At 62.5% G+C, this 23,650-nt stretch carries 19 protein-coding genes; 5 read left to right on the top strand and 14 right to left on the bottom strand.

Features of this window, described 5'->3' with window-relative positions; translation table 11 throughout:
- Window positions 1-208 precede the first annotated feature (208 nt).
- Both queD and M5C01_RS14675 read right to left on the bottom strand, forming a co-directional pair.
- Window positions 209-565 (bottom strand): 6-carboxytetrahydropterin synthase QueD, encoded by a 357-nt coding sequence (gene queD / locus M5C01_RS14680; protein WP_100940057.1) that lies wholly within the window; start codon window positions 563-565, stop codon window positions 209-211.
- A gap of 83 nt (window positions 566-648) precedes the next feature.
- Window positions 649-1,728, bottom strand: a complete 1,080-nt coding sequence (locus M5C01_RS14675) for a hypothetical protein (protein ID WP_103499623.1) — start codon at window positions 1,726-1,728, stop codon at window positions 649-651.
- 286 nt (window positions 1,729-2,014) lie between these two features.
- Between M5C01_RS14675 and M5C01_RS14670 the strand changes: the two genes are divergently transcribed.
- The 5 genes from M5C01_RS14670 (at window position 2,015) to M5C01_RS14650 (ending at window position 8,112) form a co-directional block, all read left to right on the top strand.
- Entirely contained in the window at window positions 2,015-2,323 is a 309-nt protein-coding gene (locus M5C01_RS14670; RefSeq protein WP_103499624.1) for a PepSY domain-containing protein, read from the top strand.
- A complete protein-coding gene (locus tag M5C01_RS14665) occupies window positions 2,323-2,991 on the top strand; it encodes a response regulator transcription factor (protein WP_103499625.1) in 669 nt (222 codons plus the stop codon). The genes M5C01_RS14670 and M5C01_RS14665 overlap by 1 nt, the downstream gene beginning before the upstream one ends.
- A complete protein-coding gene (locus M5C01_RS14660; protein ID WP_178129871.1) occupies window positions 2,988-4,301 on the top strand; it encodes an ATP-binding protein in 1,314 nt (437 codons plus the stop codon). Before M5C01_RS14665 ends, M5C01_RS14660 begins: the two co-directional genes overlap by 4 nt.
- A 302-nt stretch (window positions 4,302-4,603) precedes the next feature.
- The gene (locus tag M5C01_RS14655) at window positions 4,604-6,286 is read left to right on the top strand and encodes a methyl-accepting chemotaxis protein (RefSeq protein ID WP_152739816.1); all 1,683 of its coding nucleotides are present in this window, start codon (window positions 4,604-4,606) and stop codon (window positions 6,284-6,286) included.
- Window positions 6,287-6,429: 143 nt separating this feature from the next.
- Window positions 6,430-8,112: a methyl-accepting chemotaxis protein gene (locus M5C01_RS14650; RefSeq protein ID WP_152739817.1), complete on the top strand. Its 1,683-nt coding sequence runs from the start codon at window positions 6,430-6,432 to the stop codon at window positions 8,110-8,112.
- A gap of 183 nt (window positions 8,113-8,295) precedes the next feature.
- Here M5C01_RS14650 and yegQ read toward each other — a convergent pair whose 3' ends face one another.
- The 12 genes from yegQ to nuoC form a co-directional block, all read right to left on the bottom strand.
- Complete coding sequence (gene yegQ / locus M5C01_RS14645) at window positions 8,296-9,630, bottom strand: tRNA 5-hydroxyuridine modification protein YegQ (RefSeq protein ID WP_152739818.1); 1,335 nt, start codon at window positions 9,628-9,630, stop codon at window positions 8,296-8,298.
- Between the two features lie 238 nt (window positions 9,631-9,868).
- Window positions 9,869-11,332 carry an NADH-quinone oxidoreductase subunit NuoN gene (gene nuoN, locus M5C01_RS14640; RefSeq protein ID WP_103495044.1) on the bottom strand — a complete coding sequence of 488 codons (1,464 nt, stop codon included), beginning with the start codon at window positions 11,330-11,332 and terminating at the stop codon, window positions 9,869-9,871.
- A 7-nt stretch (window positions 11,333-11,339) separates the two neighbouring features.
- Entirely contained in the window at window positions 11,340-12,872 is a 1,533-nt protein-coding gene (nuoM, locus tag M5C01_RS14635; RefSeq protein ID WP_103495045.1) for an NADH-quinone oxidoreductase subunit M, read from the bottom strand.
- A gap of 40 nt (window positions 12,873-12,912) precedes the next feature.
- Window positions 12,913-14,766 (bottom strand): NADH-quinone oxidoreductase subunit L, encoded by a 1,854-nt coding sequence (nuoL, locus tag M5C01_RS14630; RefSeq protein WP_152739819.1) that lies wholly within the window; start codon window positions 14,764-14,766, stop codon window positions 12,913-12,915.
- Window positions 14,763-15,071 carry an NADH-quinone oxidoreductase subunit NuoK gene (nuoK, locus tag M5C01_RS14625; RefSeq protein ID WP_100940069.1) on the bottom strand — a complete coding sequence of 103 codons (309 nt, stop codon included), beginning with the start codon at window positions 15,069-15,071 and terminating at the stop codon, window positions 14,763-14,765. Before nuoK ends, nuoL begins: the two co-directional genes overlap by 4 nt.
- A 3-nt stretch (window positions 15,072-15,074) precedes the next feature.
- A complete protein-coding gene (gene nuoJ, locus M5C01_RS14620) occupies window positions 15,075-15,575 on the bottom strand; it encodes an NADH-quinone oxidoreductase subunit J (protein ID WP_100940070.1) in 501 nt (166 codons plus the stop codon).
- A gap of 9 nt (window positions 15,576-15,584) precedes the next feature.
- A complete protein-coding gene (nuoI, locus tag M5C01_RS14615) occupies window positions 15,585-16,133 on the bottom strand; it encodes an NADH-quinone oxidoreductase subunit NuoI (protein ID WP_032627864.1) in 549 nt (182 codons plus the stop codon).
- Between the two features lie 11 nt (window positions 16,134-16,144).
- The gene (gene nuoH / locus M5C01_RS14610) at window positions 16,145-17,152 is read right to left on the bottom strand and encodes an NADH-quinone oxidoreductase subunit NuoH (protein WP_100940071.1); all 1,008 of its coding nucleotides are present in this window, start codon (window positions 17,150-17,152) and stop codon (window positions 16,145-16,147) included.
- The gene (gene nuoG / locus M5C01_RS14605; protein WP_103495048.1) at window positions 17,149-19,863 is read right to left on the bottom strand and encodes an NADH-quinone oxidoreductase subunit NuoG; all 2,715 of its coding nucleotides are present in this window, start codon (window positions 19,861-19,863) and stop codon (window positions 17,149-17,151) included. Before nuoG ends, nuoH begins: the two co-directional genes overlap by 4 nt.
- A 129-nt stretch (window positions 19,864-19,992) precedes the next feature.
- Complete coding sequence (nuoF, locus tag M5C01_RS14600) at window positions 19,993-21,348, bottom strand: NADH-quinone oxidoreductase subunit NuoF (RefSeq protein ID WP_152739820.1); 1,356 nt, start codon at window positions 21,346-21,348, stop codon at window positions 19,993-19,995.
- Entirely contained in the window at window positions 21,345-21,842 is a 498-nt protein-coding gene (gene nuoE / locus M5C01_RS14595; RefSeq protein WP_040069325.1) for an NADH-quinone oxidoreductase subunit NuoE, read from the bottom strand. The genes nuoF and nuoE overlap by 4 nt, the downstream gene beginning before the upstream one ends.
- Before the next feature lie 2 nt (window positions 21,843-21,844).
- Entirely contained in the window at window positions 21,845-23,629 is a 1,785-nt protein-coding gene (gene nuoC, locus M5C01_RS14590; RefSeq protein WP_152739821.1) for an NADH-quinone oxidoreductase subunit C/D, read from the bottom strand.
- Between the last annotated feature and the right edge of the window lie 21 nt (window positions 23,630-23,650).

The raw sequence follows: 23,650 nt of genomic DNA, 5'->3' as shown, positions 1-23,650 counted from the left end.
GATTAAATTCCGAAACCCCAATTGCGAAAGCAGTTGGGGTTTTGTTTTTGGGGCGTTGAAATGTTGGGTGCATGGCTTTAGGGCCTCTTCGCCGGCAAGCCAGCTCCCACAAGCCGGCTTGCCGGCGATGGCGTCGGTTCAGGCGCTGCGGGACTCAAATCCCAGACATAAAAAAACCACCTGCACAGGTGGTTTTTATAAGCGGGCTTTATTCTCCGCGATAGATACAGCCACTGGTGCAGGTCTCGTGGATGCGAATCGCCGACAGCTCGGGCAGCAACGGCTTCAACTCCTGCCAGATCCACTTCGCCAGGTTCTCGCTGGTGGGGTTCTCAAGGCCGGGAATATCATTCAGGTAGTTGTGGTCCAGGCGCTCATACAGCGGCTTGAAGATCGCCTTGATCTCCGAGAAGTCACGGATCCAGCCGGTATGCGGGTCCATATCGCCGCTCAGATGAATCGCCACCTTGAACGAGTGACCATGCAGGCGGCCGCATTTATGCCCGTCCGGCACGTGGGGCAGTTTATGGGCGGATTCGAACGTAAATTCTTTGAAGATTTCCACGGTAATGTCAGCTCTGAAGGTGGCCAGCGCGCAGCCGATAAATGCAGGCCGGCAGTTTAACAGCTTGCGCGGCGGCAATCGCCTCAAAGCGCCAACAGGCGTTCACCCAGGCGGCCATTGTCGACCAGTTCGAGAAACTCGTCGCCCAGCCGTCGGCTCTGCTCCATCGCCTTGCGCCAATAGGCCTGGCGGCCCTTATCGTCGCCCATATAACGCTTGAAGTCGTTACGGTCGGGCAGCTTGCCGTGGGGCAGGTGGGCCAGGTATTCCCGCGAGGGGGCGATCAGCAGCACGTCCTGCAACCTGTCCGGGTTGCCCCGGCGCCAGGGCAGGGTCTTGTCGAACCAGCCGGGGATGACCTTGTCGGTGAAATGCGGATACAGCACCACATCATCGCCACTGTAGGGCAGGTCCAGGTGATAGTCCAGCAGCCCGCCATCGCGGTAGGTACCGGCACCGACCCCGGCGATATCGCGCACGCCTTCCATCACCATCGGAATGGAACCGGACGCCAGCAAGCCCTGGCGCAGATTGTCGGCGGCCAGGGGCAGGCAGCGTGACGGAAAATCAGTGAGCGCCTGCAGGGGAGGGGCCAGTCGCGGATCATGCAGGATGACCCTCTCGAAATGCCGTGACAGGCGTGAGCGCTTGACCAGGTTGTCGGCGATCACCGACGACAGCCCAAGCCCCAGGCGCCCCCGATGATCATGGGCGAGCAGGCCATGGCTCTTCACTATCACCACGTTCAGGCGGTAATGGTGGTTGGTCAGGATCGATGCGTCGCGACCATCGAGCAGGTCATGGAGCATGCGCCGGCAGCTCTCGCTGACCTGGGCCATGGTCACGCCCTTGGCGAAGCTCTGCTCATTGTAGAGCTGGCCCAACCGCGTGATGCCCTCGGCGGCATTCGGCAGGCAGGCACTGGCGAAGCGCCAGGCGCCGATAGAGGCGCCGATCAGCGAGCGTTCCCGCGGGCTGGCCGGCAGCCACTCACCGAACAGGGCCAGGTCCAGCCCCTGGATACCGAGGGCCTTGGGACCGCCGGCCGCGCCGGGCAAGGTGCCGACATCGGCGGCTTTCAAGCCCTGTTCGCGAATGCGTTGCAGGGTCCGCTTGCCGGCCTTGAGGGTCAAGGCGGGAAACTTGATATGGATGGCGGTCATACAGGCCTCGTTCTACCGGGGCAGTGATTATAAGGGCGCTCGCCGGCTTCGCGGGCGCTTGTTCCGCCCAAGACAGTGCCTGGGCTGATAAGGCTCTGAAAAATTCAGTTTCGATTAAGTTGCCGTGTCTACCCTGGGAAGCTGACGGATCAGCCAAGGCTGAGCGGAACAGGCAAGATGGCGACTTCACTTATCGGATAGAACTGCGCGACGCTCAGGGAGTTGAGTGGGAGGTTGAATCGGACGCCATCGGCGGGCAGGTTCCCAAGGATCATCAGGACAGTTAATGACATTGAATCTGCACGCTTGCACCCTGCTCGCGCTCGCGATCTTTTGCTCAACGGTTTCGGCCAATAACCTGGACCAGGACGAAGCCCTGCGCCTGCGTAGCCAGGGCGTCATCATGCCGCTGGAGCAACTGCTGCAGCAGGCCCTGAACCATTACCCCGGGGCAAAGCTGCTGGCAGCCGAACTGCTGAGCCGGCAGGACGTCTATGTCTATGACGTCGAGCTGCTGACCCGTGCCGGTGTCGTTCGGGATATCGAGCTGGATGCCAGCAGTGGTCGTTTATTAAAAGACAAGGAAGACGATTGATGCGGTTGTTGTTGGTGGAAGACCATGTGCCCCTGGCGGACGAGCTATTGGCCAGCCTGACCCGCCAGGGCTATGCCGTCGACTGGTTGGCCGATGGGCGCGATGCGCTCTTCCAGGGCGCGGTGGAGCCCTATGACCTGATCATTCTCGATCTCGGTCTGCCGGGCTTGCCGGGGCTTGAGGTGTTGCACCAATGGCGTGCCGACAGCCTGGCGGTGCCGGTACTGATCCTCACCGCACGGGGTTCCTGGGCCGAACGTATCGAGGGGCTCAAGGCCGGTGCCGACGATTACCTGACCAAGCCGTTTCACCCGCAGGAGTTGCAGTTGCGGGTCCAGTCGTTATTGCGCCGGGCTCGCGGCCAGGCCAACCAGCCGACCCTGAAGGCCGCCGGCCTGCACCTGGACGAAGGCCGCCAATGCGTCAGCCGCGAGGGTGGCGATGTCCAGCTCACGGCGGCCGAGTTCAGGTTGTTGCGTTACTTCATGCTGCACCCGGAACAGATTCTCTCGAAAAGCCATCTGGCCGAGCATCTCTACGACGGCGAAACCGAGCGCGACTCCAATGTGCTGGAGGTCCACGTCAATCACCTGCGGCGCAAGCTCGGGCGCGGGGTGATCGAAACCCGTCGCGGCCAGGGTTATCGCTTTGGTGGCGCGGCCCGGTGAAGTCGATTCAGCGCCGTTTGAGCCTGGGGCTGGTCAGTGTCTTGCTCGTCGCCGGACTGGTGGTGGCGCCGACCAGCCTCTGGCTGTTCGAGCTGGGCCTGCAGCGCTATCTGGAAGACGGCCTGCATGCCGACAGTGAGAGCCTGCTGGTGGCGCTGGTACGCACCCCTCAGGGGCTGAGGCTGGATGAGCGACGTTTGTCGCCAGCCTATCAGCGGCCTTTTTCCGGGCACTACTTTCGGATCGATTTCGCCGATCAATACTGGCGTTCGCGTTCACTCTGGGATCAGGAACTGCCCATCGTCGAAAAGGCCGGGCTGCACGCCAACCTGCAACTGGGGCCGGAAGGGCAGATGTTGCTGGTGCTGCGTTCGGACTATCGGCGGCTGGGGCAATCGATCAGTATCAGCGTGGCCCAGGACTACACCCCGGTCCGCCGCAGTTTCCAGCTGATGCAGCGTATCGGCCTGGGCATCGGCCTGGCGGCGCTGATCGCGATTCTGTTGTTGCAGCGGGTCACCGTGCGCCGGGCCCTGCGTCCGCTGGAGAACGCCCGCAAGCAGATTGCCCAGCTGCAACAAGGCCAACGTTCGCAACTCGATACCCAGGTGCCGGTGGAACTGGAACCGCTGGTGTCGCAGATCAATCGCCTGCTGGCCCACACCGAGGGCAGCCTCAAGCGTTCGCGCAACGCCCTGGGTAATCTCGGTCATGCGCTGAAGACCCCGCTGGCGGTCATGCTGAGCCTGACCTCCAGCGCCGAATTGGAAGCCCATCCTCTGCTGCGCCAGACCTTGCGTGAGCAACTGGAGCAGATTCGGCAACGCCTGGAACGGGAACTGGGGCGTGCCCGACTGGCGGGAGACACCTTGTCTGGCGCGGTCTTCGATTGCGATGCGGAGTTGCCGGCGCTGTTCTCGACTCTGCGCATGATCCATGGCGAGCACCTGAGCCTGGAGCATGAGGTCGCACCCGGCTTGCAGCTGCCCTGGGATCGAGAGGACCTGCTGGAACTGCTCGGCAACCTGCTGGACAACGCCTGCAAGTGGGCCGATGCGCAGGTGCGCCTGAGTATTGTCGAAGTGTCGGCGGGTTATCGCCTGGAGATCGAGGATGATGGTCCGGGTATTCCGGCGCAGAGCAGGGCGGAAGTCTTCAGCCGCGGTACCCGCCTGGATGAACAGACCCGCGGGCATGGATTGGGCCTGGGGATCGTGCGCGATGTCGTCGAGGCCTGGGGCGGCGATCTGCGTTTGTCGAGCAGCCCGCTGGGCGGGCTGTCGGTAACGGTCGACGTGCCACGCCGCTAGGCCCGGCCTCCGAGCTGTGCTTCATACGATGTGAAGTTTTTTTATTTATTTAATTGCTCAATAAAAAATAAATAAAAAACCTTCAGATAATCTCTATATCACTGAAAAATATAATGTTATCGAGCAAGTCGTGGCCGTTTCACGGGTGCCAGGAGTCGGCGCGGAGGGAGAATAACGTCAACCGGTAATTGGCTGATATCCGTAGTGCGTCATTTGCGTGTATCAATAGCCACTATGCTCAACTTTGCTCGTCCCAAGCCGTTAACCCGTTAGACCGTCTATTCCTATAAGAGAGAACCATCATGGGTCTGAGCCTGAAGGCCAAAGTCGTGTCCCTCGCAGTGTTGCCGGTATTGCTCTGCGCACTGGTGATCAGTCTGACCACGGTATGGATGTTGCAGAATCAGGCCAGGGATGAGGTGGAGGAAACCCGTCAGCGCTTGCTGTCGGAGTCCAAGACGACGTTGCAGAATTACGTCACCCAGGTGATGACCGCGATCAAGCCGCTCTACGATGCTTCGGCCCCGGGCGACATGGCGGCCAGGGCCCAGGCGGTAAAGCTGCTGTCGAGCATCAAGTATGGCAAGGACGGTTATTTTTTCGGCTATGACTCGCAGGTCGTGCGGGTGTTCAAGAGTGACAACCCGGATGGCGTCGGCAAGAGTTTCAAGGATGCTCGCGACCCGAATGGCGTGTACGTCAACCGTGACCTGGTCCAGGTCGCCAAGGACGGTACCCATTACCTGAAATACAGCGCGTCGTTGGCCACCAACGACCAGGTGCTGGTACCCAAGATCGGTTACACCGAATTCCTGCCCAAGTGGGACATAGCCATCGGCACCTTCGTTAATCTCGATGGCCTCGAGGCCCAGGTCGCCGAGGTGGAGGCCAAGGTCCATCAGCGCCTGGAGGGCGTGATTCTGAGCATTCTCGGGATCACTCTGGTGGTGCTGCTGGTGATCGCGGTCCTCGGAGTACTGGTGGCCAATACCATTTTGCGCCCGTTGCAACTGATGAAGCTCAGCCTGGACGATATCGCGGCCGGTGAGGGTGACTTGACGCGGCGCCTGGCGGTCACCAGCCAGGACGAACTGGGGCAGTTGGCCGGTTCCTTCAACCGCTTTGTCGACAAGATCCATGGGCTGGTGCGGCAGATCAGCGAAATGACCGTGCAACTGACCACGCTGGTGTCCCAGGTCAGCGACCAGGCCCAGCGTTCGGAGCAGGCGATGGAGCGTCAACGCCACGAAACCGACCAGGTGGCCACGGCCATCAACCAGATGTCCTCGGCAGCCCAGGAAGTGGCTCGTGGCGCGCAAGGGGCGGCGGTCGCCGCGCAGCAGACCGATGCCGAGGGCAAAACCGCCAAGCGTGTGGTCGATGGCAGCATCCAGCAGATCCATGCACTGGTGAAGGATATTCGCCACAGCGGCACCACCCTGGACAGCCTGCAGCAGGACGTGACCTCGATTGTCAGCGTGCTCGGGGTGATTCGCTCCATTGCCGAACAGACTAACCTGCTGGCCCTCAACGCGGCCATCGAGGCCGCGCGGGCCGGCGAGGCGGGACGTGGTTTTGCGGTGGTGGCCGATGAGGTACGGGCGCTGGCCAGCAGGACCCAGCAGAGCACCCAGGAAATCCAGGGCATGATCGACCGGCTGCAAACGGGGACGCAGGTGGCGGTGGAGGCCATGCGTCGTTCCAGCGAGGCCGGTGACGGCACCTCGGACCGGGCCAACGAGGCCGGGGCGTCGCTGGATACCATGGCGCAGTTGATCGGCACCATCAATGCAATGAACGCACAGATCGCCAGCGCGGCCGACGAGCAGACCTCGGTGGCCGAAGAGATCAACCGCAGCGTGCACCAGATCGCTTCGGCGGTGGACAGCGTGGCGGATGAAACCCAGCGCAGCGCCCAGACCTCCCGCAGCCTGGCGGAGCTGGGACAGCGCCTGGGCAAGCTGGTGGGGCAGTTCCGGATCTAACAATCCGGCCCTACAGGGTCCGTGTTCGGCTTTAACTGCGTGGCGTCAGGGTTTGCCCGTTCGCCACAGTGTATTGTTCGCCGGTTGTGACATTCCGAGTCTGCAAGCCGGACCGCAACTCCACTCCATAAGAGAGAACCAATATGCGCCTGAGTCTGAAGACCAAAGTCGTGTCCCTCGCGGTACTGCCGGTATTACTCTGCGCCCTGGTGATCAGCCTGACCATGGTGTGGATCCTGCAGAACCAGGCCAAGGATGAAGTGGAGGAAACCCGTCAGCGCTTGCTCTCGGAAGCCAAGGTGACCTTGCAGAATTACGTCAACCTGGCGATCACCGCGATCAAGCCACTCTACGATGCGTCAGCCCAGGGCGACATGGTGGCCAGGGCCCAGGCGGTGAAGCTGCTGTCGAGTATCAAGTATGGCAAGGACGGTTACTTTTTCGGCACCGATTCGCAGATCGTCCGAGTGTTCAAGAGCGATAACCCGGATGGCATCGGCAAGAACTTCAACGATGCCCGCGACCCGAATGGCGTCTACTTCACCCGCGAGCTGGTCCGGGTGGCCAAGGACGGTAGCCATTACCTGAGATACAGCGCGTCGCTGGCCACCAACGAACAGGTGCTGGTGCCCAAGATCGCCTACACCGAGTTCCTGCCCAAGTGGGATATGGCCATCGGTACCTTCGTCAACCTCGACAATATCGAGATCCAGGTGGCGGAGGTGGAGGCCAAGGTCCACCAGCGGATGGAAGGGGTGATCCTGAGTATCTTCGGGATTGCGCTGGTGGTGCTGCTGGTGATTGCGGTGATCGGGGTATTGATGGGCAATGGTATTCTGCGGCCGTTGCTGCTGATGAAACTCAGCCTGGACGATATTGCCGCCGGGGAGGGTGATCTGACCCGGCGCCTGGAGGTCACCAGCGAGGATGAACTGGGGCAGTTGGCCGGTTCCTTCAATCGCTTTGTCGACAAGATCCATGGCCTGGTGCGGCAGATCAGCGAAATGACCGTGCAATTGACCACGCTGGTGGCCCAGGTCAGTGAGCAGACCCAGCGCTCGGAGCAGGCGATGGAGCGTCAACGCCACGAAACCGACCAGGTGGCCACCGCGATCAACCAGATGTCCTCGGCGGCCCAGGAAGTGGCACGTGGCGCGCAAGGGGCGGCGGTCGCCGCGCAGCAGACCGACGCCGAGGGCAAGACCGCCAAGCGCGTGGTCGACGGCAGCATCCAGCAGATCCATGCACTGGTGAAGGATATCCGCCACAGCGGCACCACCCTGGACAGCCTGCAGCAGGATGTGACCTCGATTGTCAGCGTGCTCGGGGTGATTCGTTCCATTGCCGAGCAGACCAACCTGTTGGCCCTCAACGCGGCCATCGAGGCCGCGCGAGCGGGTGAGGCGGGGCGTGGTTTTGCGGTGGTGGCCGATGAAGTGCGGGCGCTGGCCAGCCGGACCCAGCAAAGCACCCAGGAAATCCAGGGCATGATCGATCGTCTGCAAACGGGGACGCAGGTGGCGGTGGAGGCCATGCGTCGTTCCAGCGAGGCCGGTGACGGTACTTCGGACCGGGCCAACGAGGCGGGTGTGTCGCTGGATACCATGGCGCAGTTGATCGGCACCATCAATACGATGAACGCGCAGATCGCCAGCGCCGCCGACGAGCAGACCTCGGTGGCCGAGGAGATCAACCGCAGCGTGCACCAGATCGCCTCGGCGGTGGACAGCGTGGCGGATGAGACCCAGCGCAGCGCCCAGACCTCCCGCAGCCTGGCGGAATTGGGACGGAACCTGGGCAAGTTGGTAGGACAGTTCCGGATCTAGGAGGCCGGGCCCTACAGTTTTGTGTTTGACGCAATTCCTGCGTACGGCACAGATACTGTGGGAGCGGTGCTTGCCCGCGAAGGTGCCCTGGAGGCCGCCAACAGCTCGCGGGCAAGCACCGCTCCCACAGGGACCGTGTTTGGCTTTAACCGGGTGGTATCAGGGCTGCTCGCTATCTACAGTTTATTGTTCGCCAGTCGTGACATCCCGCATCAACAACCCAAACCGCAACTCCACACCCTCCGGAACCGGCAGGTACACCGTGTGCCCATCCCCGGGTGCCACCGTGATCCGCTCGCCACGCTCGTTGTGCAGCTCATCCAGATCAAAATGCAGATTGCCCTCGGGCGTCATCAGTTCCAGATGATCACCGAGCCCAAACCGATTCTTCACCTTGACCTGTGCCAACCCCTCACGACGCTCCCCCGTCAGCTCCCCGACAAACTGCTGGCGTTCCGAGACCGAACTGCCGTGCTGGTAGTTCTGATACTCGTCATGCACATGCCGACGCAGAAAACCCTCGGTATACCCGCGCTGGGCCAATGACTCGAGGTCATGCATCAGGCTGCGATCAAACGCTCGCCCGGCCACCGCGTCGTCAATCGCCCGACGATAGACCTGGGTCGTTCGCGCACAGTAGAAATGCGATTTGGTCCGGCCTTCGATCTTCAGCGAATGCACGCCCATGCGGGTCAGCCGCTCGACATGCTGCACGGCGCGCAGGTCCTTAGCGTTCATGATGTAGGTGCCGTGCTCGTCCTCGAAGGCCGGCATCGACTCATCCGGTCGCTGGGCCTCCTGGAGCAGGAACACCTGCTCGGTCGGCGCCCCGAGGCCCAGGGTCGGTTCGACCGGATCGAACGCCTGGACAATCTCGCCCAGCAGGTTTTCCGCCGCCGGCTGCGCCTTGTACTGCCAGCGGCAGGCATTGGTGCAACTGCCCTGGTTGGCGTCGCGACGGTTCATGTACCCGGAGAGCAGGCAGCGCCCGGAATAGGCCATGCACAGCGCCCCGTGGACGAACACCTCCAGCTCCATATCCGGCACCTGCTCGCGGATCTCGCCGATCTCCTCCAGGGACAGCTCCCGGGAGAGGATGATCCGGCTCAGCCCCAGCTGTTGCCAGAACCGCACGCTGGCCCAGTTCACCGTATTGGCCTGCACCGACAGATGAATCGGCATCTGCGGGAAATGCTCGCGCACCAGCATGATCAGGCCAGGGTCGGACATGATCAGCGCATCGGGCGCCATGGCGATCACCGGCGCCAGGTCCTTGAGAAAGGTCTTGAGCTTGGCATTGTGCGGGGCGATGTTCACCACCACGTAGAAGCGCTTGCCCTGGGCCTGGGCTTCCTGGATGCCGAGGGCCAGGTTGGCGTGGTCGAATTCGTTGTTGCGCACCCGCAGGCTGTAGCGCGGTTGGCCGGCGTAGACCGCATCGGCGCCATAGGCGAAGGCGTAGCGCATGTTCTTCAGGGTGCCGGCGGGCGCCAGCAGTTCGGGGGAGGGGAGGGCCATGGTCGGATCGTTCGCAAAAGGTCGCGAGACTAAGTCATCGGACCGTGCGCGGTATTGATCCAGGTCTACTGTAGGAGCGAGCTTGCTCGCGATGGGCGTCAACGATAACGCGGGGCACCTGATACCCAGCGGTGCCTGGACTACCATCGCGAGCAAGCTCGCTCCTACAAGGGAAGTAGAAACAAAACACCCCGCCGGAGTTGCCTCGGGCGGGGTGTCGGGTACAGCCGGCGACTGCTTAGCTCGCCAGTACCGCGTGTTGCACCAGTTCCAGCAGCGGTTGCGGGTACAGGCCGAGGAAGAAGGCCAGTACCGCGATCGCCAGCAGCATCACGCCGCCCGCGCGCTGTTCCCAGTGCAGCTGGGCATCGACACGACGCAGGTTCGGTTCGATCAGGTACAGGGTGACCATCACGCGCAGGTAGTAGAACACGCCGATGGCGCTGCCCAGCACCAGCGAACCGATCAGCCACCAGTGATGGGACTCGACACCGGTCGCGATGATGTAGAACTTGCCGATAAAGCCGGCGGTCAGCGGGATACCGGCCAGGGACAGCATCATCACGGTCAGTACGGCGGTCAGGTACGGACGGCGCCAGAACAGGCCGCGGTATTCGTACAGGGCATCCGCGTCACGGCCCTTGTAAGGCGAGGACATCAGGGTGATCACGCCGAAGGCGCCGAGGCTGGTGATCACGTAGGTGACTAGGTACACGCCCATGGCTTCCATGGCCATGCCCTTGCTCGCCACCAGGGCGATCAGCAGGTAGCCGAAGTGGGCAATGGACGAATAACCCAGCAGACGCTTGAGGTTGTTCTGGGTCAGCGCCAGCAGGTTACCGATCAGGATCGACGCGATGGCGATCACCGCCAGCACATTGCTCAGGACGCCACTGCTGGCCACCGGAGAGATCTGGAACAGACGGATCATCACCGCGAACACGGCGACCTTGCTGGCGGTGGCAAGGAATGCCGCCACCGGCGCAGGGGCGCCTTCGTAAACGTCCGGGGTCCACAGGTGGAATGGCACCAGCGACAGCTTGAACGCCAGGCCGACCAGCATCATGCCCAGGCCCAGTTGGGCAATCGGGCTTGGCAGGCCGGTGGCCGCCAGGGCGTGACCGATACCGGTGAAGCTCAGGGTGCCGGCTTCAGCGTAGAGCAGGGCCATACCGAACAGCAGGAAGGCCGAACCCGCCGCCGACAGCACCATGTACTTGATGCCGGCTTCCAGCGAACGCTTGTTGAAGAAGGCGTAGGCCACCAGGCCGTAGACCGGTACCGAGAGCAGTTCCAGGCCGATAAACAGGCTGGCCAGGTGCTGCGCGCTGACCAGGACCAGACCGCCGGCGGCGGCCATCAGGATCAGCAGGTAAAGTTCTTCACGGTTGCCCGGGTAGCCGTCGCCGCCATCGCCCAGATAGGCATGGGCCAGGGTGACGCAGGCCAGGGTGGCGACCAGGATCAGTGCCATGTACAGGCAGGCGAAGTCGTCGATCTGGATCAGCGCTGTCACCGCCAGTGGCGCGACTTTCAGCGCCGGGATGATCGACAGCAGCGCCAGGTTGAGACCGGCCACCGAGAGCAGGAAGGTCTGTGAGTGGTTGCGGCGCCAGGCGATCGCCAGCATCACCACGACAACGGTGAGACTGGTGATCAGCAGCGGTGCAAGCGCAATAAAGTGTTGAGTCGTCAGGTCCATAGCGCTCTTACCGGGCCGAAGCGAGTTGAGTGAAGGCGGTGCCGATCCACTGCTGCACACCATGCATGGTGGCGGCGGAAGTATCGAGGAACGGTTGCGGGTACACGCCGATGTAGATCAGCAGTACCGCCAGTCCCAGCACCATGATCAGTTCGCGGCCATCCATGCCGTGCAGCACGGCATCGGATTTGGACGGGCCGAAGTAGGCACGGTGGATCATGATCAGCGAATAGACCGAACCGAACACCAGGCCCGAGGTGGCAATCGCGGTGATCCACGGTGCCGCGACGAAGGTGCCGATCAGGATCAGGAACTCGCCGACGAAGTTGCCGGTCCCCGGCAGGCCCAGGGAAGCGGCCGCGAAGAACAGGCTGATGGCCGGCAGGTAGGCGATCTTCGACCACAGGCCACCCATTTCACGCATATCGCGGGTGTGGGTGCGCTCGTAGAGCTGGCCGCTGAGGATAAAGAGTGCCGCCGCCGACAGACCGTGGGCGAGCATCTGGATCACCGCGCCTTGCAGGGCCTGCTGGCTGCCGGAGTAGATCCCGATCAGCACGAAACCCATGTGCGAGACGCTGGAGAAGGCGATCAGGCGCTTGATGTCGGTTTGGGCGAAGGCCAGGAATGCACCGTAGAAGATCCCGATCAGACCCAGGGTCATGGCAATCGGCGCGAATTCCGCCGAGGCATTCGGGAACAACGGCAGGGCGAAACGCAACAGACCGTAGGCGGCGGTTTTCAGCAAGATACCGGCCAGGTCCACGGAGCCTGCGGTCGGCGCCTGGGCGTGGGCGTCCGGCAGCCAGGAGTGGAACGGCACCACCGGCAGTTTCACCGCGAAGGCGATGAAGAAGCCGAGCATCAGGATGTACTCGGTGGTCAGCGACATCTTGGTTTTCAACAGGTCGGCGTAGTTGAAGGTAATCACGCCGGTGTTGTTGAAGTTGACCAGGACCAGACCGAGGATCGCCACCAACATGATCAGGCCGGAAGCCTGGGTGAAGATGAAGAACTTGGTCGCCGCGTAGATCCGGGTTTTCTTGCCGTCCGAAGAACTGTGACCCCAGAGCGCGATGAGGAAGTACATCGGCACCAGCATCATTTCCCAGAAGAAGAAGAACATGAACAGGTCGAGGGCGAGGAACACGCCGACGACACCGCCCAGGATCCACATCAGGTTCAGGTGGAAGAAGCCCACGTGACGCTGGATCTCTTTCCACGAGCAGAGTACCGAAAGGATACCCAGCAGGCCGGTCAGCAGGATCATCAGCAGCGACAGGCCGTCGAGGGCCAGGTGCACGTTGATGCCGAAGCGCTCGATCCAGACGTGCTTGAACTCAAGCGCGAAGGTCGGAGCGGCGCCAGGCGCCGGTGCCAGATGGAAATCCCCGTGGGCCCACAGCCAGAGGCCGAGGGCGAGTTCGAGGGACATGGTCAGCAGCGCAATCCAGCGGGGGAGGGTGGAGCCGAAACGCTCACCCATCCAGCACAGCAGGCCGCCGATAAAGGGGATCAGGATTAGCCAAGGCAGAATCATGACGGGCTCAATTCCTTTCGCAATGTCGCAAGGTTCATAGTCAGACCGCTACCAGCACAATGGCGCCCAGCACCACGACGGCACCGGCGGCGAGCGACGCGGCATACCAGCGCAGCTGACCGGTCTCGGTGCGGCTCAGGGCGGTGTTGCCGCCTTTGGCCATACGCGGGATCAGGCCGATGGTCTGGTCGAGCGGGTCTTTGCGCAGCAGATGACTGATCGCCAGGTACGGCTTGACGAACAGCTTGTCGTAGATCCAGTCGAAGCCCCAGGCGGCGAACCACCAGGCCGAGAGGAAACGGCCGATGCCGCTGTTGGCGACCGCGGTCACGAAGCGACGCTTGCCGAGGAACAGCACGGCAGCCAGCAGGATACCGGCCAGGGCAATGGCACCCGAGGCAATTTCCAGGCTGTGCTTGGCTTCGCCGCCGGCATGACCGGCGCTTTCCGGCAGGACACCGGCCAGTGGCGGATGAATCCAGGCACCGACGAAGGTCGACAGCACGATCAGCACGCCCAGTGGCAGCCAGTGGGAAATCCCGTGGCCGGCGTGGGCTTCGGTCTTGGCTTCACCGTGGAAGGTGATGAAGATCAGGCGGAAGGTGTAGAGCGACGTCATGAACGCGCCGACCAGACCTGCATAGAGCAGATTGTGGTTACCGCTGGCGAAGGCTTCCCAGAGGATTTCGTCCTTGGAGTAGAAACCGGCGGTCACGATCGGCAGGGCGGACAGGGCGGCACCACCGACGATGAAGCTGGCGTAGGCCAACGGCAGTTTCTTCCACAGGCCGCCCATCTTGAAGATGTTCTGCTCGTGATGGCAGGCGACGATCACCGCACCGGACGCGAGGAACAGCAGGGCCTTGAAGAAGGCGTGGGTCATCAGGTGGAAGATCGCGCCTTCCCAGGCACCGACGCCCAGGGCCAGGAACATGTAGCCGATCTGGCTCATGGTCGAGTAGGCGAGGATCCGCTTGATGTCGGTCTGGACCAGGGCGGCGAAGCCGGCCAGGACCAGGGTCACGCCACCGACGATGCCCACCAGGTGCAGGATATCCGGCGCCAGGGTGAACAGGCCGTGGGTACGGGCGATCAGGTAGACACCGGCGGTCACCATGGTTGCGGCGTGGATCAGTGCCGAAACCGGGGTAGGACCGGCCATCGCGTCCGCCAGCCAGGTCTGCAGCGGCAGTTGCGCGGATTTACCGACCGCACCACCGAGCAGCATCAGGGTCGCCAGGACGATCCAGAAGTCGCCGACCTGGAAGTGCTGAGGGGCCTTGACCAGCAGTTCCTGGATATTCAGCGTGCCCAACTGGGTGAACAGGATGAACAGGCCGATGGCCATGAACACGTCGCCGATACGGGTGACGATAAAGGCCTTGAGGGCGGCGTTACCGTTGTTGCGGTTGCTGTAGTAGAAACCGATCAACAGGTAGGAGCACAGGCCCACGCCTTCCCAACCGAAGTACAGGAACAACAGGTTATCGCCCAGGACCAGGAACAGCATGCTGGCGATAAACAGGTTGGTGTAGGCGAAGAAGCGCGAGTAACCGTCTTCACCGCGCATGTACCAGGAGGCGAACAGGTGGATCAGGAAACCCACGCCGACCACCACGCCGAGCATGGTGATCGACAGGCCGTCGACGTACAGGGCGAAGTTGGGGGCAAAGCCCTCCACCGACATCCACTGCCACAGCACCAGGGTGTAGTGGCCACCCTCGGGCGGCGCGACGTTGAATTGCCAGATCACATAGGCGGCGACGATGGCCGACAGGCCGATGGAGCCGACCCCGATCAGGGCCGAGAGGTTTTCCGAGAGGCGTCCACGGGAGAACGACAGCAGCAGGAAACCGATCAGGGGGAATACGAAAGTCAGAAAGATCATGTTCATCCGCGCATCTCACTGGCAGCGTCGATATCGAGCGTGTGGAAGCGGCGATATAGTTGCAGCAGGATCGCCAGGCCGATACTGGCCTCGGCGGCTGCCAGGCTGATCACCAGGATGAACATGATCTGTCCATCCGGCTGCGCCCAACGTGAGCCCGCGACGATGAAGGCCAGGGCGGCGGCGTTCATCATCACCTCCAGGCTCATCAGCACGAAGAGAATGTTGCGGCGAACCATCAGGCCGATCAGGCCGAGGCTGAACAGGATACCGGCGACAGCCAGGCCATGTTCCAAAGGGATAGCAGGCATGAATTACTCCTTCGCCTCGTTGCGGCCCAGGTGGAATGCCGTGATGGCTGCGGCGAGCAGCAGCATCGAGGCGAGTTCGACCACCAGCAGGTACGGACCGAACAGGCTGATGCCCACGGCCTTGGCGCCTACGGTGGTTTGACCGAGAGCCGCGCCGCTGCTGTGGCTGAACAGCACATAGAGCAGTTCGACCAGCAGCAGGGCGCAGAGGATCACCGGACCGATCCAGATCCCCGGCTTGAGCCAGTCGCGCTCTTGCAGCACCGAGGCGGGCCCCAGGTTCAGCATCATCACCACGAACACAAACAGCACCATGATGGCACCGGCGTAGGCGATCACTTCCAGGGCACCGGCAAAGGGTGCACCGAGGCTGAAGAAGGTCATCGCCACGGCAATCAGCGAGATAATCAGGTAGAGCAGGGCATGCACAGGGTTGGTGTTGGTGATCACGCGCAGCGTGGACAGAACAGCGACACCCGATGCGAAATAGAAAGCGAATTCCATCGTTCTTCCTTAAGGCAGCAAGCTCTTCACGTTGATCGGCTCGGCTTCGTTCTGGGCAGCGCCTTTCGGCTTCCCGGCAACGGCCATCCCTGCAACACGATAGAAGTTGTAATCAGGGTTCTTGCCGGGGCCGGAGATCAGCAGATCTTCTTTCTCGTACACCAGGTCCTGACGTTTGAACTCGGCCATTTCGAAATCCGGTGTCAGCTGGATCGCAGTGGTCGGGCAGGCTTCCTCGCAGAGGCCGCAGAAAATGCAGCGCGAGAAGTTGATGCGGAAGAACTCCGGGTACCAACGACCGTCGTCGGTTTCGGCTTTCTGCAGCGAGATGCAACCCACCGGGCACGCCACGGCGCACAGGTTGCAGGCCACGCAGCGTTCTTCGCCGTCGGGGTCGCGGGTCAGTACGATACGACCGCGATAACGCGGCGGCAGGTACACCGCTTCTTCCGGGTATTGCAGGGTGTCGCGCTTGCGGAAGCCGTGGCCGAAAACCATCACCAGGCTTCGCAACTGGGTACCAGTACCCTTAACGATGTCGCCAATATATTTGAACATGGGTCAAATCCTCACTGAACCGCGCCCGCAGGCGTGTTCAACAACACGATCGCAGCGGTCACCAGCAAATTGATCAGGGTCAGCGGCAGGCAGAATTTCCAGCTGAAGTCCATCACCTGGTCATAGCGTGGGCGCGGAATCGAAGCGCGCAACAGGATGAACAGCATGATGAAGAACGCGGTCTTCAGGGCGAACCAGATGAACGACAGTTGCGGCAGGATGTCGAACGGACCGTGCCAGCCACCGAAGAACAAGGTGACCAGCAACGCCGAGATCAGGATGATGCCGATGTACTCGCCAACGAAGAACATGCCCCATTTCATGCCGGCATATTCAATGTGGTAACCGTCGGCCAGTTCCTGTTCCGCTTCCGGCTGGTCGAAGGGGTGACGGTGAGTCACGGCCACGCCGGCGATGAAGAAGGTCAGGAAACCGAAGATCTGCGGGATCACGAACCACAGGTGTTGAGCCTGGTATTCGACGATGTCGCGCATGTTGAACGAGCCGACCTGGACCACGATGCCCATCAGCGACAGGCCCATGAACACTTCATAGGACACGGTCTGGGCCGAGGCGCGCAAGCTGCCCAGCAAGGCGTACTTGTTGGCGCTCGACCAACCGGCGAACAGCACCGCGTACACCGACAGACCGGCCATGGCGAAGAAGAACAGCAGGCCGATGTTCAGGTCCGCGACACCCCAGGTCGGGGTGATCGGGATGACCGCGAAGGCGATCAGCAGGGCGCTCATGGCCACCACCGGTGCCAGGGTGAAGATCACCTTGTCGGCAAACGGTGGCGTCCAGTCTTCCTTGAAGAACATCTTCAGCATGTCGGCGGCGATCTGAAACATGCCGAACGGGCCGACGCGGTTCGGACCGTAGCGGTCCTGCCACCAGCCCAGCAGGCGACGTTCGACAAAGCTCAGCAAGGCGCCGCAGACCACCACGGCCAGCAGCACCACGATGGCCTTGACGACCGAGAGGATCACGTCGATCACTTCAGGGGTGAACCAGGTCATTGAGCTGCCTCCTGCAGACCGTCAACGGATTTGCCAAAGATCGCCGGAGGAATGCCCGCCAGGCCGGCCGGCAAGGCCACCAGGCCAGCGCCCAGCTCTTCGTTGATCCGCAGCGGCAGACGCAGGGTCTGGCCTGCAACGTTCAAGCTGAGCAGGGCACCGTCGTTGACGCCCAGGCGATCGGCTTCGGACTTGGCCAGCGACACGTAGGCGGCCGGGATGCGCTCTTGTACCGGAGCGGCTTTCGAGGAGGTTTCCTCGCTGCCGAACAGGTGGAAGAACGGCACCACTTGCCAGGTACCCTGGGCCGGGTTGAAGGCGCGTGGCACGTTGGCGAACCAGTTCAGCGAATCGCCCTGGCTTTCGATCAGGCGGGTGCCTGGGTCGCCAGCGCGGATATGACCACCGACTTCGTCCTGGAACTTGTTCCAGGCCTGCGGCGAGTTCCAGCCCGGCGACCAGGCGAACGGCACCTGTTGGCGTGGTTCGACGGAGCCCGAGTAACCTTCCATGGAGAAGGCGAACGCGGTGTCGACGTCCTGGGAGGTACGCGGCTCGTGCACGCTGATATTGGCGCGCATGGCGGTCCGGCCGGAGTAACGCAGCGGTTCACGGGCCAGTTTCATGCCCTTGATGCGGAACGCGGCGGAAGGGGCTGCGTCGACGATACGGGCCAGTTGCGGGGTGCTCGAAGCGCAGGCGGCGGTGACGTGGTCCAGTTGGGTCCAGTCGATCGGCTGGTTCAGCAGGGTCGCGCGCAGGGCATGCAGCCAGCGCCAGCCTTCGTGAACCAGGATGCTCGCATCGAGGTACTTCGGATCGAAGACCTGGAAGAAACGCTGGGCACGGCCTTCCTGGCTGACCAGGGTGCCGTCGCCTTCGGCGAAGCTGGCGGCTGGCAGAACCAGGTGGGCGCGGTCGCTGGTGGCGGTTTTCTGGTGGTCGGCAACGATCACGACTTTCGCAGCGTTCAGTGCGGCGTCGACCTTGGCCTTGTCGGTGCGGGTGTACAGATCGTTTTCCAGCACGACGATGGCGTCGGCCTTGCCGTCGATCACCGCTTGCAGGGCAGCGTCCAGGGACTCGCCACCGAACATGGCCAGGCCCAGGCTGTTGGCTTCCGGCACGATCAGGCTGATGGAACCGTTCTTCTCGCGCAGCTTCAAGGCCTTGGCGATGTTGGCCGCGGCTTCGATCAGCGCCTTGGAACCCAGGGAGGTGCCGGCGATGATCAGTGGGCGCTTGGCCGCCAGCAGGGCGTCGGCAATGCGTTGGGCCAGTGCCTGGGCTTCAGCGTCCAGGCCTTCGACGGCCGGGGCGCTGGCGTCGAGGGCGTGGGCCACGGCGAAACCGATGCGGGCCAGGTCGTCGGGCGCGGCGTGCACGCACTCTTCGGCGATATCGTCTAGCTTGGTTTCAGCGAGGCTGGCGATAAACAGCGGGTTCAGCGCGTGCTGGCCAATGTTCTTCACCGCGGCGTCGAGCCAAGGCTGGACACGCATGGCGTCGGCCATGTCCTCGGCCTTGCCCTTGACCGACTGGCGCAGGGCCAGGGCCATGCGCGCGGCGGTCTGGGTCAGGTCTTCACCGAGGACGAACACGGCGTCGTGGTCTTCGATGTCGCGCATGTTCGGAACCGGCAGCGGGCTGTCGTTCAGGACTTGCAGGACCAGGCGGATACGCTCCAGCTCGGCGGCTTCGATGCCCGAGTAGAAGTGCTCGGCACCCACCAGTTCGCGCAGGGCGAAGTTGCTTTCGAGGCTGGCGCGGGGCGAGCCGATACCGACGATATTGCGACCGCGCAGCAGCTCGGCGGCCTTATCCAGGGCTTCGTCCAGGCTCAGCTTGGCGCCGTTGGCCAGCAGTGGCTGACGTGGGCGGTCTTCGCGGTTGACGTAGCCATAGCCGAAACGGCCACGGTCGCAGAGGAAGTACTGGTTGACCGAACCGTTGAAGCGGTTTTCGATCCGACGCAGTTCACCGTAGCGTTCGCCCGGGCTGATGTTGCAACCGCTGGAGCAGCCATGGCAGATGCTCGGCGAGAACTGCATGTCCCACTTGCGGTTGTAGCGCTCGGAGTGGGTCTTGTCGGTGAACACACCGGTCGGGCAGACCTCGGTGAGGTTGCCGGAGAATTCGCTTTCCAGGGTGCCGTCTTCGACGCGACCGAAGTACACGTTGTCGTGGGCACCGAACACACCGAGGTCAGTACCGCCGGCGTAGTCCTTGTAGAAGCGCACGCAGCGATAGCAGGCGATGCAGCGGTTCATCTCGTGGGAAATGAACGGGCCCAGTTGCTGGTTCTGGTGGGTACGCTTGGTGAAGCGATAACGGCGCTCGTTGTGGCCGGTCATCACGGTCATGTCTTGCAGGTGGCAGTGACCGCCTTCCTCGCAGACCGGGCAGTCGTGCGGGTGGTTGGTCATCAGCCATTCGACGACGCTGGCGCGGAAGACTTTCGCTTCCTCGTCGTCGATGGAAATCCAGCTGCCGTCGGAAGCCGGGGTCATGCAGGACATGACGATACGACCACGCTTGTCGTTCTCGTCGTTGAACTGCTTGACCGCGCACTGGCGACAGGCACCGACGCTACCGAGCGCGGGGTGCCAGCAGAAATAAGGGATGTCGAGGCCTAGCGACAGACACGCCTGTAACAGGTTGTCTGCCCCATCGACTTCGAGCGCTTTGCCGTCTACGTGGATAGTGGCCATGGTTCAAAGTTCTTCGTTGGCCCGCGTCCGCGGGCGTGGCTAATGGAATCCTGGTCCTCGCCTGGCGCATCACAAGTGCGTCTTCAGGCGAGCAAGAGGGCGGCACGGACCGCCCTCCCTTTCGATACGTTATGCGCCGACTACGATCGGCCGCGCCAAAGGCGGGACGGCTGCACTTTTACGTGCGATGCCAGCCTCGAACTCCGGACGGAAATACTTGATGGCGCTGCCCAATGGCTCGATGGCACCCGGTGCGTGAGCACAGAAGGTCTTGCCCGGGCCGAGGAAACCGACCAGACCCAGCAGGGTCTCGATGTCGCCGGCCTGGCCTTCGCCGTTCTCCAGCGCGCGCAGCAGCTTGACGCTCCACGGCAGGCCATCGCGGCAAGGGGTGCAGAAACCGCACGACTCACGGGCGAAGAACTCTTCCATGTTGCGCAGCAGCGAAACCATGTTGACGCTGTCGTCCACCGCCATGGCCAGGCCGGTGCCCATACGGGTGCCGACCTTGCCGATGCCGCCGGCGTACATTTGCGCTTCCAGGTGTTCGGGCAGGAGGAAACCGGTACCGGCGCCGCCGGGCTGCCAGCACTTGAGCTTGAAGCCATCGCGCATGCCGCCGGCGTAGTCTTCGAACAGCTCGCGGGCGGTGATGCCGAACGGCAGTTCCCACAGGCCAGGGTTCTTCACTTTGCCGGAGAAGCCCATCAGCTTGGTGCCGTGGTCTTCGCTGCCTTCGCGGGCGAGGGATTTGTACCAGTCGATGCCGTTGCCGATGATTGCCGGCACGTTGCACAGGGTCTCGACGTTGTTCACGCAGGTCGGCTTGCCCCAGACGCCGACGGCAGCGGGGAAGGGCGGCTTGGAGCGCGGGTTGGCGCGACGGCCTTCGAGGGAGTTGATCAGCGCGGTTTCTTCACCGCAGATATAACGCCCGGCGCCGGTGTGGACGAACAGCTCGAAGTCGAAGCCGCTGCCCAGGATGTTCTTGCCCAGCAGGCCCGCTGCCTTGGCTTCTTCCACCGCACGGTTGAGGTGCTTGGCGGCGGTGACGTATTCGCCACGCAGGAAGATGTAGCCCCGGTAGGTTTTCAGCGCGCGGGCGCTGATCAGCATGCCTTCGATCAGCAGATGGGGCAGTTGCTCCATCAGCATGCGGTCTTTCCAGGTATTGGGTTCCATTTCATCCGCGTTGCACAGCAGGTAGCGGATGTTCATGGATTCGTCTTTGGGCATCAGGCCCCACTTCACCCCGGTGGGGAAGCCTGCACCACCGCGACCCTTGAGACCGGCGTCCTTCACGGTCTGGACGATATCGTCCGTGGCCATGTCGGCGAAGGCCTTGCGGGCGGCGGCATAGCCGTCCTTGGCCTGGTATTCGTCGAGCCACACGGGCTCGGCGTCATCACGCAGGCGCCAGGTCAGCGGGTGGGTTTCTGCCGAACGCGCAATGCGGTTGGCAGGGCCGAAGGAAGTCAGGGTCATACGTAGCCCTCCAGCAGTTTGGCAACGCCAGCAGGCTGGACGTCGCCGAAGGTGTCGTCATCGATCATCAGCGCCGGGGCCTTGTCGCAGTTGCCGAGGCAGCAGACGGGCAGCAGGGTGAAGCGACCGTCGGCGGTGGTTTGACCCAGGCCGATGCCGAGCTTGCTCTGGATTTCGCCGACCACCGACTCGTGGCCGCCGATGTAGCAGACCATGCTGTCGCAGACGCGAATGATGTGACGACCCACCGGCTGGCGGAAGATCTGGCTGTAGAAGGTCGCGACGCCTTCGACGTCGCTGGCCGGAATGCCGAGGATCTCGCCGATGGCGTAGAGCGCGCCGTCAGGCACCCAGCCACGTTCCTTCTGGACGATCTTCAGGGCTTCGATGGACGCCGCGCGCGGGTCCTCGTAGTGATGCAACTCGTGCTCGATGGCCGAGCGCTCGGTTTCGCTGAGGGCGAAACGGTCTGTCTGGATAAGCGGGCTGTTCATGCTTAGCGGTCCACGTCGGCCATAACGAAGTCGATACTACCCAGGTACGCGATCAAGTCCGCGACCATGCTGCCTTTGATCACCGAAGGGATCTGTTGCAGATGGGGGAAGCTTGGGGTGCGGATCCGGGTACGGTAGCTCATGGTGCCGCCGTCGCTCGTCAGGTAATAACTGTTGATGCCCTTGGTCGCTTCGATCATCTGGAAGGATTCGTTGGCCGGCATCACCGGGCCCCACGAAACTTGCAGGAAGTGCGTGATCAGGGTCTCGATGTGCTGCAACGTGCGCTCTTTCGGTGGCGGCGTGGTCAGCGGGTGATCCGCCTTGTACGGGCCTTCCGGCATGTTGCGCAGGCACTGGTCGATGATCTTGATGCTCTGGCGCATCTCTTCGACGCGCACCATGCAGCGATCGTAGGCGTCGCCGTTGGCCGCCAGCGGGACTTCGAATTCGAAGTTCTCGTAGCCGGAGTACGGGCGCGCTTTACGCAGGTCGAAATCGCAACCGGTGGAACGCAGGCCGGCACCGGTGACGCCCCATTCCAGGGCTTCCTTGGTGTTGTAGGCGGCGACACCGACGGTACGACCCTTGAGGATGCTGTTCTGCAGGGCGGCCTTGGTGTACTCGTCTAGGCGTTTTGGCAGCCAGTCGACGAACTCCTTGACCAGCTTGTCCCAGCCACGGGGCAGGTCGTGGGCGACGCCGCCGATGCGGTACCAGGCCGGGTGCAGGCGGAAGCCGGTGATGGCTTCGATGACCTTGTAGGCGCGCTGGCGGTCGGTGAAGGTGAAGAACACCGGGGTCATGGCGCCGACGTCCTGGATATAGGTCCCCAGGAACAGCAGGTGGCTGGTGATCCGGAAGAACTCGGCCATCATGATGCGGATGGTGTCGACCCGGTCCGGCACCTTGATGCCGGCCAGCTTCTCGACCGAGAGCACGTACGGCAGGTTGTTCATCACCCCGCCGAGGTAGTCGATACGGTCGGTGTAGGGGATGAAGCTGTGCCAGGACTGGCGCTCGGCCATTTTCTCGGCACCACGGTGGTGGTAGCCGATGTCCGGGACGCAGTCGACGACTTCTTCTCCGTCCAGTTGCAGGATGATCCGGAAGGCACCGTGGGCCGAAGGGTGGTTCGGGCCCAGGTTGAGGAACATGTAGTCCTCGTTGGCGCCGGAACGCTTCATGCCCCAGTCTTCAGGACGGAAGCGCGCGGCTTCTTCTTCCAACTGTTGCTTGGCCAGGGTCAGGCTGAACGGATCGAACTCGGTGGCACGGGCCGGGAAGTCCTTGCGCAGCGGGTGACCTTCCCAGGTCGGCGGCATCATGATGCGCGACAGGTGCGGGTGGCCGGGGAAATCGATGCCGAACATGTCCCAGACTTCACGTTCGTACCAGTTGGCGTTTGGCCAGATACCGGTCACGGTCGGGATGCTCAGGTCGCCTTCGGAAAGGGCGACCTTGATCATCACATCGCTGTTACGTTCCAGCGACATCAGGTGATAGAACACGGTGAAATCGGCGCCGCTCGGCAGGCCCTGGCGCTTGGTGCGCAGACGCTCGTCCACGCCGTGCAGGTCATAGAGCATGACGTACGGCTTGGGCAGGTTGCGCAGGAAGGTCAGGACTTCGACGAGCTTGGCCCGGGTCACCCACAGCACCGGCATGCCGGTGCGGGTGGCCTGGGCGGTAAAGGCCTCGGGGCCGAAACGGTTGTTCAGTTCGACGACCACATCCTGGTCGTCAGCCTTGTAAGGCGGGATGTACAGAGCACTGCCTGTAGTCATGGTTTCTTATCGCTTTGGGTC

The sequence above is a fragment of the Pseudomonas sp. MWU12-2319 genome, from assembly GCF_023242525.1.
GTDB classification, from domain to species: domain Bacteria; phylum Pseudomonadota; class Gammaproteobacteria; order Pseudomonadales; family Pseudomonadaceae; genus Aquipseudomonas; species Aquipseudomonas gingeri_D.
Note: the sequence above shows the minus strand (reverse complement) of the source record. Positions and strands in the feature narration are given on the sequence as shown.

Excerpts from the sequence above, each read along its gene's own strand:
- M5C01_RS14675 (WP_103499623.1), bottom strand. The coding sequence starts at position 1,728 with ATGACCGCCATCCATATCAAGTTTCCCGCCTTGACCCTCAAGGCCGGC.
- nuoK (WP_100940069.1), bottom strand. The coding sequence starts at position 15,071 with ATGCCTGCTATCCCTTTGGAACATGGCCTGGCTGTCGCCGGTATCCTG.
- nuoG (WP_103495048.1), bottom strand. The coding sequence starts at position 19,863 with ATGGCCACTATCCACGTAGACGGCAAAGCGCTCGAAGTCGATGGGGCA.
- nuoC (WP_152739821.1), bottom strand. The coding sequence starts at position 23,629 with ATGACTACAGGCAGTGCTCTGTACATCCCGCCTTACAAGGCTGACGAC.
- nuoH (WP_100940071.1), bottom strand. The coding sequence starts at position 17,152 with ATGACCTGGTTCACCCCTGAAGTGATCGACGTGATCCTCTCGGTCGTC.
- nuoI (WP_032627864.1), bottom strand. The coding sequence starts at position 16,133 with ATGTTCAAATATATTGGCGACATCGTTAAGGGTACTGGTACCCAGTTG.
- M5C01_RS14655 (WP_152739816.1), top strand. The coding sequence starts at position 4,604 with ATGGGTCTGAGCCTGAAGGCCAAAGTCGTGTCCCTCGCAGTGTTGCCG.
- nuoE (WP_040069325.1), bottom strand. The coding sequence starts at position 21,842 with ATGAACAGCCCGCTTATCCAGACAGACCGTTTCGCCCTCAGCGAAACC.
- M5C01_RS14665 (WP_103499625.1), top strand. The coding sequence starts at position 2,323 with ATGCGGTTGTTGTTGGTGGAAGACCATGTGCCCCTGGCGGACGAGCTA.
- nuoL (WP_152739819.1), bottom strand. The coding sequence starts at position 14,766 with ATGAACATGATCTTTCTGACTTTCGTATTCCCCCTGATCGGTTTCCTG.
- M5C01_RS14670 (WP_103499624.1), top strand. The coding sequence starts at position 2,015 with ATGACATTGAATCTGCACGCTTGCACCCTGCTCGCGCTCGCGATCTTT.
- nuoM (WP_103495045.1), bottom strand. The coding sequence starts at position 12,872 with ATGATTCTGCCTTGGCTAATCCTGATCCCCTTTATCGGCGGCCTGCTG.
- nuoF (WP_152739820.1), bottom strand. The coding sequence starts at position 21,348 with ATGACCCTGACTTCCTTCGGCCCTGCCAACCGCATTGCGCGTTCGGCA.
- nuoJ (WP_100940070.1), bottom strand. The coding sequence starts at position 15,575 with ATGGAATTCGCTTTCTATTTCGCATCGGGTGTCGCTGTTCTGTCCACG.
- yegQ (WP_152739818.1), bottom strand. The coding sequence starts at position 9,630 with ATGGCCCTCCCCTCCCCCGAACTGCTGGCGCCCGCCGGCACCCTGAAG.
- nuoN (WP_103495044.1), bottom strand. The coding sequence starts at position 11,332 with ATGGACCTGACGACTCAACACTTTATTGCGCTTGCACCGCTGCTGATC.
- M5C01_RS14650 (WP_152739817.1), top strand. The coding sequence starts at position 6,430 with ATGCGCCTGAGTCTGAAGACCAAAGTCGTGTCCCTCGCGGTACTGCCG.